General features: G+C 61.5%; 11 protein-coding genes. 2 read left to right on the plus strand and 9 right to left on the minus strand.

The window, feature by feature from the left end; translation table 11 throughout:
- A partial coding sequence (locus ACTJGZ_RS11730) for a phosphate acyltransferase (protein ID WP_441663103.1) occupies positions 1–671 on the plus strand: 671 nt, incomplete at its 5' end.
- A gap of 509 nt (positions 672–1,180) precedes the next feature.
- On the opposite strand, the gene aceA is transcribed toward ACTJGZ_RS11730, so the two are convergent.
- Positions 1,181–2,485, minus strand: a complete 1,305-nt coding sequence (aceA, locus tag ACTJGZ_RS11735) for an isocitrate lyase (RefSeq protein ID WP_441663104.1) — start codon at positions 2,483–2,485, stop codon at positions 1,181–1,183.
- A gap of 288 nt (positions 2,486–2,773) precedes the next feature.
- On the opposite strand from aceA, the gene queF reads away from it, so the two are divergent.
- Entirely contained in the window at positions 2,774–3,613 is an 840-nt protein-coding gene (gene queF, locus ACTJGZ_RS11740) for an NADPH-dependent 7-cyano-7-deazaguanine reductase QueF (protein ID WP_441663105.1), read from the plus strand.
- Positions 3,614–3,676: 63 nt separating this feature from the next.
- On the opposite strand, the gene pgsA is transcribed toward queF, so the two are convergent.
- The 8 genes from pgsA to ACTJGZ_RS11780 all read right to left on the minus strand — a co-directional run.
- On the minus strand, positions 3,677–4,249 hold the full coding sequence (pgsA, locus tag ACTJGZ_RS11745) for a CDP-diacylglycerol--glycerol-3-phosphate 3-phosphatidyltransferase (RefSeq protein ID WP_441663106.1): 573 nt from the start codon (positions 4,247–4,249) through the stop codon (positions 3,677–3,679).
- A 159-nt stretch (positions 4,250–4,408) separates the two neighbouring features.
- Positions 4,409–6,277 carry an excinuclease ABC subunit UvrC gene (gene uvrC / locus ACTJGZ_RS11750; RefSeq protein ID WP_441663115.1) on the minus strand — a complete coding sequence of 623 codons (1,869 nt, stop codon included), beginning with the start codon at positions 6,275–6,277 and terminating at the stop codon, positions 4,409–4,411.
- Positions 6,278–6,291: 14 nt separating this feature from the next.
- Positions 6,292–7,371, minus strand: a complete 1,080-nt coding sequence (gene nagZ, locus ACTJGZ_RS11755; protein WP_441663107.1) for a beta-N-acetylhexosaminidase — start codon at positions 7,369–7,371, stop codon at positions 6,292–6,294.
- A gap of 5 nt (positions 7,372–7,376) precedes the next feature.
- Positions 7,377–7,823: a holo-ACP synthase gene (gene acpS, locus ACTJGZ_RS11760; protein ID WP_441663108.1), complete on the minus strand. Its 447-nt coding sequence runs from the start codon at positions 7,821–7,823 to the stop codon at positions 7,377–7,379.
- A gap of 52 nt (positions 7,824–7,875) precedes the next feature.
- Entirely contained in the window at positions 7,876–9,687 is a 1,812-nt protein-coding gene (locus ACTJGZ_RS11765) for a putative bifunctional diguanylate cyclase/phosphodiesterase (RefSeq protein WP_441663109.1), read from the minus strand.
- Between the two features lie 249 nt (positions 9,688–9,936).
- Positions 9,937–10,659 carry a pyridoxine 5'-phosphate synthase gene (gene pdxJ, locus ACTJGZ_RS11770; RefSeq protein ID WP_441663110.1) on the minus strand — a complete coding sequence of 241 codons (723 nt, stop codon included), beginning with the start codon at positions 10,657–10,659 and terminating at the stop codon, positions 9,937–9,939.
- Positions 10,660–10,684: 25 nt separating this feature from the next.
- Positions 10,685–12,127 (minus strand): efflux transporter outer membrane subunit, encoded by a 1,443-nt coding sequence (locus ACTJGZ_RS11775; RefSeq protein WP_441663116.1) that lies wholly within the window; start codon positions 12,125–12,127, stop codon positions 10,685–10,687.
- A 65-nt stretch (positions 12,128–12,192) separates the two neighbouring features.
- Positions 12,193–14,122: efflux RND transporter permease subunit (locus ACTJGZ_RS11780; protein ID WP_441663111.1), on the minus strand; the 1,930-nt coding region annotated here is incomplete at its 5' end.

Raw genomic sequence — 14,122 nt, forward strand, 5'->3', positions numbered from 1 at the left:
GTGCCTTGCTGGTCAAGCGCGGCGATGCCGACGCGCTGATCTGCGGCGTCAGCAGCCGTTATGACAACCAGTTGCGCTACATCGACGATGTCATCGGCCGCAAGCCTGGCATCAAGGCCTACGGCGCGCTGAATGTGCTGATGCTGCCGGAACAGACTCTGTTCATTACCGACACGCACGTCAACGAAAATCCCGACGCCGAGGAACTGGCCGACATCACGATCCAGGCCGCGCACGAAATGCGCCGCTTTGGCGTGGAACCGAAGATTGCGCTGCTGTCGCACTCCAACTTCGGCAGCCGCCCCAGCGAATCGTCGAACAAGATGGCCCAGGCGCGCGAACTGCTAGCGCAACAGGCGCCTGACCTGGAAGTCGATGGCGAAATGCACGCGGATTCGGCCTTGTCGGAAAAAATCCGCAAGCTGTCCTACCCCGACAGCACGCTGCACGGCCGCGCCAATCTGCTGGTCATGCCCAACCTGGATGCCGGCAACATCACCTATAACCTGCTGAAGATGACCGGCAGCCACGGTGTCGCCATGGGCCCCATCCTGCTGGGCGCAGCCCTGCCGGCGCATGTGCTGACCAACAGCGCCACCGTGCGCCGCATCGTCAACATGACGGCTCTGGCTGTCGTGGATGCGCAGCAGCACGCTGCAGCGGCAAACTGATGCGTCACGCTCTGCCTCCGGGCAGAGCGGCCATCCCCCCTGCCGCCCTCTGAAAACAGGCAGCTGTTTGACGGGGCGCGGCAGATTGCAGGACGGTTCCCGCATAGGCCCGCAGCGCCAGCCATGCCGCGCATGCAGGCGGCAGCTTAAGCGCTGACAGCCGAACGCACTGAAGCTGAACGCACTGAAGCCCAACAAACAAAAAATCCCGGCGGACACCACTCCGCCGGGATTTTTCTTTGGCTGACCGCCATGACGCCAGGCGCCTTGGCAGCCGGTCAACACCGCACATCCAGGTGCGGCTGTCTCCCGGAACACTGCCCCACGCAGTGTTCCGCCTCCTCCATATCCGATGACTACCGCCAGAAGCCGCAGCGGTCTAACACGTGCACCCGGCAACCTGCCCGAGACAGCAGGCGCGGCCCACACCGCACTGCCGGATGCCTTCTTCCCGCCGCCACCGGAAAACGGGAAAAAGTCACTGCCTGATTAACGGCGATCCGCCGCGCTCAATGCTGAGCCGCGAATTGCGCTTCCTCGGTGGAACCGGTCAGGGCCGTGGTCGATGAAGCGCCGCCCTCGACTGCCTGGGTCACCGCATCGAAATAGCCCGTGCCCACTTCGCGCTGGTGCTTGACCGCCGTGAAGCCGCGCTCGCCCGCCGCGAATTCCTTTTCCTGCAACTCGACGAAGGCGCTCATGTTGCGGCGCGCATAGCCGTAGGCCAGATCGAACATGCCGTAGTTCAGCGCATGGAAGCCCGCCAGGGTGATGAACTGGAACTTGTAGCCCATGGCGCCCAGCTCACGCTGGAACTTGGCAATCGTGGCGTCATCCAGGTTCTTCTTCCAGTTGAAGGACGGCGAGCAGTTGTACGACAGCATTTTGTCCGGGAACTGGCGGTGCATGGCCTCAGCAAAGCGGCGGGCATATTCCAGATCCGGCACCGACGTTTCGCACCAGACCAGATCCGCATACGGCGCATAGGCCAGGCCGCGCGAAATGGCCTGTTCAATGCCGGGACGCGTGCGGAAGAAACCTTCCACGGTGCGCTCGCCCGTAATGAAGGGGCGGTCGTTTTCGTCCACATCGCTGGTCAGCAGGTCAGCCGCGTCAGCGTCGGTGCGCGCCACCAGCAGCGTCGGCACATTCAGCACGTCGGCAGCCAGGCGGGCAGCCGCCAGCTTCGCCACGGCTTCACGCGTCGGCACCAGCACCTTGCCGCCCAAGTGGCCGCACTTCTTGGCCGAAGCCAGCTGATCCTCGAAGTGCACGCCCGATGCGCCCGCTTCGATCATGGCCTTCATCAGTTCGAAGGCATTGAGCACACCGCCGAAACCGGCTTCGGCGTCGGCAACGATGGGCGCGTAGTAGTCGATATAACCCTCGTCGCCCGGATTGCGGCCTTCCATCCACTGGATCTGGTCGCAGCGTTGCAAGGCATTATTAATGCGGCGCACCACCTGCGGCACGGAATTCGCCGGGTACAGCGATTGATCCGGGTACATTTCGCCCGCCAGGTTGGCGTCGCCCGCCACCTGCCAGCCCGACAGATAAATGGCCTTCAGACCCGCCTTCACCTGCTGCATGGCCTGGTTGCCGGTCAAAGCGCCCAGCGCATTGACGAAGGGTTGCTCGTGCAGTTGCTGCCACAGCTTTTCTGCGCCGCGGCGGGCCAGCGTATGTTCAATGCCGGCCGTGCCGCGCAGACGGACCACTTCCGCCGCGTCGTAATCGCGACGGATGCCCTTCCAGCGCGGGTTCTCCGCCCAGTCTTTCTGCAATGCACGGATCATGTTCTCACGGGTGCTCATGGTTTGCCTCCTCAGCAGCTTCTTTGGATTGACGATGAAAAAATTGAAACCGTTGGGAGAAATTCTAAGTTTTATATGCGCCGCAACATTCCTCTTACCCCTATACAAGATAAATTAATTTATTCTTTATATTCAATAAGTTAAAAAACAATCACCACACTATGAAAAGATACATCCGAGATGTGAAATATAATTTTTCGCAGCGCAACAAACATTTTTCATCAGGTAAGCAAGACTTTTCACCATATAAAATATGGGCATTGTTTTTTATGTTTGCCGAGCCCTGCCATGAGCCATTCTTCCCTGCCCGCCGCAACCCTGCTGGGACAGACCGTCAGCTACCCCGAGCACTATGATCCCAGCGTGCTGCAAGCCATCCCCCGGCTGGCCGCCCGCCAGGTGCTGGGCCTGACCGGCCCGCTGCCCTTCCAGGGCGCCGACATCTGGCGCGCCTACGAACTATCCTGGCTGAACCCGCGCGGCAAGCCTGTCGTTGCCATGGCGACGTTTACCTTGCCCGCCGACAGCCCCAATCTGATCGAGTCCAAATCCTTCAAGCTCTATCTGAATAGCCACAATCAAACCCGCCATGCCAGCGCCGATGCCTTGCGCGCGCAACTGGCGGCAGATCTGTCCGAGGTGGCGCAAGCGCCCGTTGGCGTCGAACTGCAGCTTGAGGCAGCGGCCATGGCGGCACCCGCCCTGGCCGAGCTGCCAGGGCTGTGCATAGACCACCTGGATATCGACGTCGATCATTATTCGCCCGCTCCCGGACTGCTGGCCTGCCTGCCCGGCGCCAGCACCGCCGAGGAAACGCTGGTGTCGCGCCTGCTGCGCTCCAATTGCCCCGTCACCGGCCAGCCGGACTGGGGCAGCGTGCAAATTCATTACCGCGGCCCCGCCATAGAGCATGCCGCCTTGCTGCGCTACATCATCTCTTTCCGCACGCACACGGGCTTTCATGAACAATGCGCCGAACAGATCTTCCGCGATCTGATGGCGCGCTGCGCACCGTCACTGCTTCGCGTCCATGCCTGCTATACCCGCCGCGGCGGCCTGGATATCAACCCATGGCGCGGCACCCCCGGGACACGGGCGCCTGCGCCGTCACGCACGCCGCGCCAATAAACAATCAGGCAGCCGGACATTGTCCGGCTGCCTGATTGCATTCGTCTAGATGGATCTGATGGTTCAGCGTGAGCGCTCGCTGATGATGGGCCAGGCCCGCTGCATGTAAAACAGCATGGACCACAAAGTGAGAATGGCCGCCACGATAATCAGCACGCCGCCGATCTGGCGCGCTGGAAACCAGGAGATGGCGTTATCCAGCAGCAGGCAGGGGATGGCCACCATCTGCGCGGCGGTCTTGAATTTGCCGATGCGGTGCACGGCCACGCTGGCAGCGGCGCCAATTTGCGCCATCCATTCGCGCAGGGCCGAAATGGTCAGCTCGCGGCCGATGATGATCAGCGACACGAACACATCCACCCGGCCCAGATCCAGCAGCACCAGCAGCACGGCGCTGACCATCAGCTTATCTGCCACCGGATCGAGAAAAGCGCCAAAGGCGGAGGTTTGCTGCCAGCGGCGCGCCAGCCAGCCGTCAAACCAGTCGGTCAAGGCCGCCAGCACAAAGGCGGCTGCCGCGATGACATCCCGTGCGGGCACGGACAACCAGGATTCGGGCAGATAAAACATGCCGACCACCAGCGGAATCATGACGATGCGCAGCCAGGTCAACAGGATGGGAAGATTCAGCGGCATGGAAAATCAACGATGTTTACAACGGCGTATGCTAACCCAGGCAGGTTGCGGCGTCAGGCGCGCCGATCAGATTGGCGCCCCTTCGAGCCATTCTAGCGCCAGTTGCCCTGAAACGCCCAGCCTGCCTGCCACTTCATGCATGATGCAAGCGTTAAGCCATCAATGCAGCGCGTCATAAATACGCTGAGCCAAGCCTTGTGAAATGCCTTCAACCGAGGCCAGGTCATTGACGCTCGCACGCACCACACCTGCGAAACCGCCAAAACGCGCCAACAAACGCTGGCGGCGGCGGGCGCCCACCCCTTCGATTTCTTCCAAGCGTGACACCAGCCTTGCCTTGGAACGCCGGGCACGCATGCCGGTAATGGCAAAGCGGTGCGCCTCATCGCGAATCTGCGCCACCAGCATCAGGGCGGCCGATTCCGGCCCTAGCGCCCGAGGCTCCCGGCCGTCGGCAAACACCAGGGTTTCCAGCCCCACCTTGCGGCCTTCGCCCTTGGCCACACCGACCAGCGTGCCAATATCCAGACCCAGCTCGCTGAATACCTGGCGCGCCATTTCCACCTGGCCGCGGCCGCCGTCAATCAGCACCAGCCCCGGCATGGGCGCATCGCCATCCGCAACCTTACCGAAACGGCGCGACAGGACTTGCCGCATCGCGGCATAGTCATCGCCCGGCGTGATACCGGCGATGTTGTAGCGCCGGTAAAGCGTGGGCTGCATTTCGTGATGGGCGTAAACCACACAGGATGCCTGCGTCGCTTCGCCAGCCGTATGGCTGATATCGAAACACTCGATATGCAGCGCATCCAGCGTCTCAGGGTCAGTATCCAGTTCCAGGGTTTCCGCCAGCGCCAGGGTGCGCGCCGTGCGCGCGCCGCTTTCACTCAAGGCGCGGGCCAGGGCCAGGCCCGCATTCTGCTGCGCCTGCTCCAGCCACGAGCGCCGGATACCTTGCGGGCGCAAAATGACACGCGACTTCCGGCCCGCCTGCGCCGACAGCAGATCCAGCAGGCTGGGATCAGGCCAGGCATGCGAACAGACCAGCACCGGCGGCAGCGGATGCGCCAGATAATGCTGGGCGGCAAAAGCCGCCAGCACCTCGCCCAGCTGGATCTCCTGCTGGCCCGCCGTTTGCGCCGGAAAGACAGCCCTGTCGCCCAGATGCCGCCCGCCGCGCACCATGGCCAGATTCACGCAGGTACGTCCTCCCGCACTGGCCACCGCGATAATGTCCGCGTCCTCGGCATCGGCGTCCTCCATGGTCTGCTGATGCAGAATGCTGGCCAGCGCCCCCATCTGGTCACGCAAGACAGCTGCCACCTCGAAGTCCAGGGACTCCGATGCCGCGAACATGCGCTGCTCGATTTCCTTGAGCAAATCTTCCGCCTTGCCATCCAGAAAAGCAGACGCTCGCTGCACATCCTGCTGATAATCTTCCAGCGACACCTGCCCCGTACAGGGGCCGGAACAGCGATGGATCTGATACAGCAAACAGGGCCGGGAACGGTTGGCATACACCGCATCCTCACAGGTCCGCAGGCGGAACACCTTCTGGATGATCTGCATGGTTTCACGCACTGCGCCGCCATTCGGATACGGCCCGAAGAAACGGCCTGGCCCGCTGGTCGAACCGCGGTAATACGCCAGCCTGGGGGCCGCATGGGCGCTCAGCTGTATATAGGGATACGACTTGTCGTCGCGGAAAATAATGTTGTAGCGCGGCTTGAGCTGCTTGATCAGGTTATTTTCAAGAATCAGCGCTTCAGCCTCGGAACGCGTGACCGTCACTTCGATGCGCGCGACCTGCGCCACCATCAAGGCAATCCGAGGGCTAGCCAGCGTCTTCTGGAAGTAGGAAGAGACGCGTTTCTTGAGGTCCTTGGCCTTGCCGACATACAGCACTTCGCCATTGGCATCCAGGTGCCGGTACACCCCTGGCAGGCCGGGCAGCTGCGCCAGGAAAGCCTTGATATCAAAGGCTTCACTTTCCCCGGCGGCACCCGCCTGATCCTGACTGCTATCCATCATGCGTCCGGCGGCTAGGCCGCGCCATGCGCCGAAGGAAAGCCCGCCAGCTCATCGACCTGCTGACGCGCCTGGCGGTACAGCGGCTGAGCCTGCAAGGCCTGCCAATCAAGCGGCACGCTGCGCGGCAGCAAGCGCTGAATCCGCGCCGCCGCGGTCATATCCACGGGCCGCGCCAACCGGGCCAGCAGTTCATCGGCCAAGTCCGGGCGGTTGCACACCAGCACCATGTCGCAACCCGCGCCCAGCGCCGCTTCGGCACGCGCCAGAATATCACCGGCAGCCGTCGCCGCCTCCATGGTGAGGTCGTCGGAGAACACCACGCCGTCGTAGCCCAGACGCTCGCGCAGAATGTCCTGAATCCAGCGGCGCGAAAAACCGGCAGGCTGATCGTCCACCTGGCGGTACACCACGTGCGCCGGCATCACCGAAGGCACCACCGCATCCCCCAGCCAGACATATGGCGCGCCGTCTTCCGCCAGAATGGCTTCCAGGCTGCGGTCATCGACCGGCATTTCATGGTGGGAATCCCCTTCCACATAGCCGTGGCCGGGAAAATGTTTGCCGCAATTGGCCATCCCGGCCAGCAGCAGGCCGTGATTGAGCGCTCGCGCCAGGCTCGCCACAATGGCCGGTTCACGATGGAAGGCGCGCTTGCCGATGACCCGGCTGCCGCCATAATCCAGATCCAGCACCGGGGTAAAGCTCAAATCCACCCCGCAGGCGCGCAATTCGGCGGCCAGCACATAACCCGCGGCAGTCGCCAGGCGCTGCCCCAGGAAAGGATCCTGATCCCAGGCTTCGCCCAGCGCACGCATGGCCGGAATATGGGTAAAGCCATCCGTGCGGAAACGCTGCACCCGGCCGCCTTCGTGATCGACCGCAATCAGCACAGGGCCGGGACGGGCCGCGCGGATCTGCGCCGTCAGCGCCTCCAGCTGGGCGCGGTCCTGGTAATTGCGCGCGAACAGAATCACGCCGCCAGTCAAGGGATGGGCGATGCGCGCCGCTTCCGCGGGCGTCAGCGACAGCCCTTCCACATCCACCATGACCGGGCCGGGCAGCAGCGCACTACGGGTTTCCACGCCAGACATTTTTGCTATACCTTTTTTTCTACGATGACCGTGGCGGCAGCCAGATCGGTTTCATCCGTCAGGGAAATATGGGCTGCGCCGAAACGCGCAACATACCATTCCAGCAGCTCACCCGCCAAGACCACCACTGGCCGCCCGGAAGCCTGGTTCAGCGTTTGCATGCGGTGCCACCACATCGGATGCCGCATGCCCAGGCCTATCGCCTTGGAAAATGCTTCTTTCGCGCAGAAACGGGTCGCCAAATAGCGCAGACCGCGCCTGGGGTCGCGTTGTTTGCGCCGCTGATATACCAGCCATTCGTCAGGCCCGAGAATTTTTTCTGCGAAACGTTCGCCGCGCCGCGCCAGGGTCGCTTCCAGGCGGGGAATGCGCAGCAAATCCGTGCCCATGCCCGCAATGGTTCCCGGCATTTGCTCGGCGCCTACCGCTTGTGATGTCACACGAGTATTCATGTGGCTACTGTAGCGCAAAGCCCATGCCGCCGTCGCGTGCGCCCAGGGCTGCTCAAGCGTGCTGGAACAGCCCGCCCGGATAATTCATGACCATCGCCATCATGTTTTCAGGGTCTTGCGGCCTGGCAAACAGGTAGCCCTGCAATTCGTGGCAGCCCTCTGCCACCAGCCAATCCCGCTGCGCCTCGGTTTCCACCCCTTCGGCCACCACTCTCAGGCCCAGGCTGCGCCCCATGCCGATGATGGCCCTGACAATGGCCGCGTGATGCACATCACCCGGCAATTGGCTCACGAAGCTGCCGTCTATCTTCAAGCGGCTCACGGGAAACTGCACCAGATGCGACAGACTGGAATAACCGGTGCCGAAATCATCCAGCGCAATGGAAATCCCCCTGGCGCTCAAACGCTGCAAGGTCTGCCTGACGCTTTCCACTTCACTGATGAGCATGGTTTCAGTGATTTCCAGCTCGATATCCGCCGATTCCACGCCATGCGTATCAAGAATGTCGCAGAGCTTTTCATAGAAATCGGCTTCCAGCACCTGCTCCACCGTGATATTCACGGAAATGCGCAAACGCCGGCCCAAACGCTCCCGGATAAGCTGGCTCTGGCGGCACACTTCGCGCAGCACCCAATAGCCCATCGCGGCAGACTTGCGGGAGTCCTCGACCAGCGGCACGAAGACGCCCGGCGCAACCAGCCCGAAATCCGGGTGCTGCCAACGGATCAATGCCTCCGCGCCCAGCACCTCATAGCCCTTCGCATCGACCTGCACCTGATATTGCAGGAAAAATTCATTATTGCGAATGGCGCGGTCAATATCTTTGGTCAGGGTGGAAAGGCGGTAAATATCATGCGCCGCCTTGGGCGTCAGGTACCGCATCCCCTCGCTTTCCTGGCGGGCCAGGGTGCGGGTGCTCAGGCCCAGAACGAGATTGCTTTCATCCCCTTTGCCGTGCGCCGTCACCGAGATGCTCGCGCTGACCTTCAGCTGATGATTGCCGCTCCAGAATGGCTCGGTCATCTGGGAAATCAATTCGTCCAGCAAACTCAGCAGATCCTGCTCGGCAGCCTGCGGCAAGATAATGAGGAATTCGTCGCTTTCCAGCCGGGCCAAATAACCCTGCTGCTGACCTGCCTGCCGCAAACGCTGGGCAACTGCCAATAAAACCTGATCGCCAGCACGATGTCCATAGCGATTATTTATCTGCTTGAATTCATCCAGATCTATTAGGATGTAATAAAGCAGCTGCCCCGGAACATAATGGGCATTGATATATCGTTTTTGTTGCCAGAAATAGGACTCCGCCATCAAACGATTCGGCAAGCCCGTCAATAGGTCAAAACCTTTTTCATGGCGAGTGAAATCCTGCTCCCGCACCTCCTCGGCGAACAGGTAATAGCCCTGGGTATCGAAATGATCTAGCAGATACAGGCGGAACTGGCAATCCAGGCATTCCCTAGCCCCATGCCAAACCGCGCCGCGCGTCGCCGCCCAGGTGACCAATTCACGCCACTTGTCGAATTGCTCGTGCTGCGCTTGCAGCATCACAGGGCCAGGCGTCCGGTCTTTGAAGCCATATTCCCGGAAAATGCTGACAACGGGCTGCCCCAAACCTTTATTGGGCAGAACGTTCAGCAAGGCCGCTGCGGCAGCATTGAACCAGACAATACTGCCATCGAGATCCAGCCGGAATATGGCAATTGGAATATGGTCAAGGATGGACAGATAATTGCTGTCCTCAGGCGGTTGCCAGGTATTCTCCGGAGCCTTGTGATTGTAATTAGCCGGCACGCCATTCGGATACACCCTTACCCCCCGTTCCGAGCCAAGATTCACATACCAGCAAGCACTATAAAACATTGTTATCGCGCATGCCAATACCGGAAAAACTATTTCCAGAGCTTTATGTTAATTAATAAATATTAGTAAGCACAAAAGCTTAAGTTAAATAAATTCTTAATTTTGATAATAATTAGAATATTCTATCGAAATTCAAAACCGATATACATGACTATCCTTGCCGGTCCCGCAGAAAGGAGCACCGCTGGCCAGACAAAAAAAACGCCATGGCGCCCGAACAGCGCCATGGCGTTTTTTTTGCGGCGGCACTCAGGCCACGGCGGCCCGGATAATCAAGGCTTTCATTTCCCGAATGGCGGCTTCCCAACCCACGAAAACCGCCTGAGCCACGATGGCATGCCCGATATTCAGTTCTGAGATCCCCGGCAAAGCGGCGACTGCCTGCACATTGCCATAGTGCAGGCCGTGCCCGGCATTGACCCGCAGACCGCCCTGCTTGGCCAGCCCGACTGCCAGGCGCAAGCGTTCCAGCGCCTGGGCAGCACGCTGGCCTTCAGCCTCTGCGTAGTCGCCCGTATGCAGCTCGATCACCGTTGCGCCAGCCTGCTGCGCCGCGTCGATCTGACGCGCGTCCGGGTCGATGAACAGGGAAACGCGAATACCGGCCTCCTGCAAACGGACCACGGCATCGCGGACTTGCGCCGCATGCCCCAACACATCCAGGCCGCCCTCAGTGGTCAGCTCCTGGCGCCGCTCCGGCACCAGACAGACATCATCCGGGCGAACCTGGCAGGCAATCGCCAGCATTTCCTCGGTAATCGCGCATTCCAGATTCATGCGCGTCAGCAGCTTGGGCCGCAACGCCACGACATCGGCATCCTGAATATGACGCCGGTCTTCGCGCAAGTGCAGCGTAATCAAGTCTGCCCCGGCAGCTTCGGCGCGCAGCGCGGCTTCCACCGGGTCAGGGTAGGAAGTGCCGCGCTGTTGCCGCAGCGTCGCCACATGGTCAATATTGACACCCAATTCCATGGCTGCTTCCCCTTGCTCCGCTCGCTTACTGCTCGGCCGCTGCCGGCTCGCCGGCCTGCTGCTGGGCAGCCAGTTCCTCAGCCTTCCAGCCGCCGCCCAGCGCCTTGTAGAGCGCCACCCGGTTGTTCAAGGATGCCGCTTCCGCTTGCACCACGGCTTGCTGCGCCGAGAAATGCGAGATTTGCGCCGTCTGCACTTGCAGATAGCTATCCACCCCGGTTTCATAGCGCAGATTGGACAATTCCAGCGTGCGTCCGGCCGCCTTCTCCTGGGCGCGCAGGGACTTCAGCTGGTCGCCGTAAGTCGCCTCGCCAGCCAGGGAGTCCGCCACTTCGCGGAAGGCCTGCTGAATCGTCTTTTCATAGTTGGCGACTGCCATGTCCTTGCGCACTTCCGCCAGGTCCAGATTGGCCTGCAAACGTCCGCCGGTGAAGATGGGCAGATTGATGACAGGGATGAAGGACCATGCGCCCGAACCGCTGCCGAACAGATCGGAGAGGTGCGTGCTGGCCGTGCCGAACTGGCCGGTCAGCGAAATGCTCGGGAAGAAGGCTGCGCGCGCCGCGCCGATATTGGCGTTGGCGGACAACAGCTGGTTTTCCGCCCCCAGGATATCGGGACGCTGCTCCAGCAACGCCGACGGCATGCCCACCGGGATATCGGCGATCAGCTGGCTGCTGCCAAAGGCCGATGCGTCCGGCAGATCCGCCGGCAGTTCCTGGCCGATCAGCAGCGCCAGCGCATTCTTGGCCTGCATGGACGAACGCTGCAGTTGCGCCAATTCAGCATCAATGGCGTCACGCAGGCCCAGGGCCTGGTTCAGTTCCAGCTCGGTTGCCACGCCGCCTTCGAAGCGGGCCAGCACCAGCTCATACGATGCCTGACGCGCTTCACGCGTCTTGCGGCCCAGATCCAACAGGGTCTCGGCAGCGCGCTCAGCGAAATAAGCATTGGCCACTTCCGTCACCAGCGCAATGCGCGCCGTCCGTGCCGCCTGCTCCGTCGCCAGGTATTGCTGCAATGCCGCTTCGGACAGATTGCGCACCCGGCCGAAGAAGTCCAGCTCGTAGGACGTCATGGCCAGCCCGGCCTGATAGGCCGTGCTCAGCGCCGGGCTGTTCGGCCCGGCCGGGCGCAGCTGTTCAGCCGTCCGGCTGCGCTGCACCTGGCCATTCGCGCCGATATTCGGCACCTGGTCCGCACGCTGGATGCGGTATTGCGCGCGGGCCTCTTCCACACGCAACAGCGCCATGCGCAGATCGCGGTTGTTTTCCAGCGAAATGCCGACCAGGGCCTTGAGCTGCGGATCAAGGAAGAACTCTTGCCAGCTGATATCCGCTGCCGAACGCGCGGCCTCGGCATCCCCTTGCGTCGCGGTCCAGGTCGCGCCGGTCGGCGTTTCCGGGCGCTCATAGGTAGGAGCCAGTGAGCACGCGCCCAGCGCAAGAGTCAACGCCAGCGGCAACATGCGCACCGAGAGGCGTCCCTTGCCATGCCCTGCTTTCAAGGCATGTTGTGAATCTTGCTTGATAGTCATGCTTTATTCCCTTCTTCCTTGTCTATCTGTGCTTCTGCCGCTGCCGCTGCCGCCTGGGCACCCAACAGGCGCGGACGGGTCTTGAAAATCGACATGACGACAACAAAGAACACAGGCACGAATACTACCGCGAATGGCGTGGCAGCGATCATACCGCCCAACACGCCGGTACCGACCGCCCGCTGGCTGGCCGCGCTGGCGCCAGTGGCCAGAGCCAGCGGCACCACGCCAAGAATGAACGCCAGGGATGTCATCAGAATGGGACGGAAGCGCAGGCGCGCCGCCTCCATGGTCGCATCCAGCAGCGTGCCGCCGCGCGCATAGGCGTCCTTGGCAAACTCCACGATCAGAATGGCGTTCTTCGCCGACAAGCCGATCACGGTAATCACCCCGACGTGGAAGTACACATCGTTGGCCATACCCATCGCGCCCACCAGCACCACCGAACCCAGCACCCCTAGCGGCACGACCAGCATGACCGACAGCGGAATGGCCCAGCTTTCATACAGCGCGGCCAGCACCATGAACACCACCAGCAGCGCCAGGCCCATCAGGATGAAGGTCTGGTTACCGGCTTCCTGTTCCTGGTAGGACAGGCCGTTCCAGGCATAGGAGAAGCCGCCAGGCAGTTGCGCCATCAGGTGTTCCATTTCCTTCATGGCGTCACCCGACGAATAGCCAGGCGCCGCGCTGCCTTCGATACGCACGGCCGGGAAGCTGTTGTAGCGCACCAGCTGGACCGGCCCCTTGGACCATTCATAGCTGATGAACGTGGACAGCGGCACCATATCGCCAGTTCGGTTGCGCGCATTGAGCTTCAGGATCTCATCGAGTTCCATGCGGTAAGCCGTATCGGCCTGCACCCAGACATTCTGCATCCGGCCGTTATCCGGGAACTTGCCCAGATACGCCGAACCCAGGCTGGTGGAAATCAGGCCTGCCAGCTCGGAGAAATCCACCCCTTGCGCAGCCGCCTTGACCCGGTCCACTGTCAGCGTCAGCTGCGCGCCCGGGCCCAAGCCCGTAATACGCACCTGCGACAGCACATCGCTGGCCGAGGCCAGGCCCAGCATCTTGGCTGCCGCCGCATTCAGCGCCGGAATCCCTTGGCTGGACACATCCATCAAGCGGAAGTCGAAGCCGCTGGCGTTGCCCAGCGACGGAATCGCCGGCAGGTTCACCGTTACCACCAAGGCGTCCGGAATCCCCATCAGCAGTTTGCCCATACTGGCGCCAGCAATGGCCTCCGCGCTTGCGTCCGGAGCGGTACGGTCCTTGAAGTCCTTCAGCACCACGAAGGCAATGGCCGCGTTGTAGCCGCTGCCGTTGAAGCTGAAGCCGCGCACCGTCACCATGTTTTCGACGTACTTGTTGCCTTGGAAGTATTCCTCCACTTCCTTGATCACCTCGTTGGTACGATTCGTCGAAGCACCGGCGGGCAGCTCAATATTGGTAATGACAAAGCCCTGGTCTTCCTGCGGCAGGAAGGAGGTCGGCAAACGCATGAACAGCCAGCCCATCACCACCACGAGGATCAGGAACAGCACCATCATGCGGCCCTTCCACGTCAGCAGCTTGCCCACGCCGCGCTCATAGCGGTGCGTCAAGCGGTCAAAGTGGCGGTTGAACCAGCCGAAGAACCCCTTCTTTTCCGCCTGATGGTCGCCCTTGATCGGTTTGAGCAAGGTCACGCACAGCGCGGGCGTGAAGGACAGCGCCATGAACGCCGAGAACAGAATGGACACGGCCATGGCCACGGCGAACTGGCGGTAAATCACCCCGACCGAACCGCTCATGAAGCCCAGCGGCAGGAACACCGTGGTCAGCACCAGCGTGATCCCGACAATCGCGCCGGAAATCTGCGGCATCGCCTTTTTGGTTGCCGCTTTGGGCGACAAGCCTTCTTCGGCCATGATGCGCTCGACG

This window comes from Kerstersia sp. (genome assembly GCF_052103615.1).
Lineage (GTDB): Bacteria > Pseudomonadota > Gammaproteobacteria > Burkholderiales > Burkholderiaceae_B > Kerstersia.

Excerpts from the sequence above, each read along its gene's own strand:
- queF (WP_441663105.1), top strand. The coding sequence starts at position 2,774 with ATGAGCCATTCTTCCCTGCCCGCCGCAACCCTGCTGGGACAGACCGTC.
- aceA (WP_441663104.1), bottom strand. The coding sequence starts at position 2,485 with ATGAGCACCCGTGAGAACATGATCCGTGCATTGCAGAAAGACTGGGCG.
- acpS (WP_441663108.1), bottom strand. The coding sequence starts at position 7,823 with ATGAATACTCGTGTGACATCACAAGCGGTAGGCGCCGAGCAAATGCCG.
- ACTJGZ_RS11765 (WP_441663109.1), bottom strand. The coding sequence starts at position 9,687 with ATGTTTTATAGTGCTTGCTGGTATGTGAATCTTGGCTCGGAACGGGGG.
- pdxJ (WP_441663110.1), bottom strand. The coding sequence starts at position 10,659 with ATGGAATTGGGTGTCAATATTGACCATGTGGCGACGCTGCGGCAACAG.
- ACTJGZ_RS11775 (WP_441663116.1), bottom strand. The coding sequence starts at position 12,127 with ATGTTGCCGCTGGCGTTGACTCTTGCGCTGGGCGCGTGCTCACTGGCT.
- pgsA (WP_441663106.1), bottom strand. The coding sequence starts at position 4,249 with ATGCCGCTGAATCTTCCCATCCTGTTGACCTGGCTGCGCATCGTCATG.
- uvrC (WP_441663115.1), bottom strand. The coding sequence starts at position 6,277 with ATGGATAGCAGTCAGGATCAGGCGGGTGCCGCCGGGGAAAGTGAAGCC.
- nagZ (WP_441663107.1), bottom strand. The coding sequence starts at position 7,371 with ATGTCTGGCGTGGAAACCCGTAGTGCGCTGCTGCCCGGCCCGGTCATG.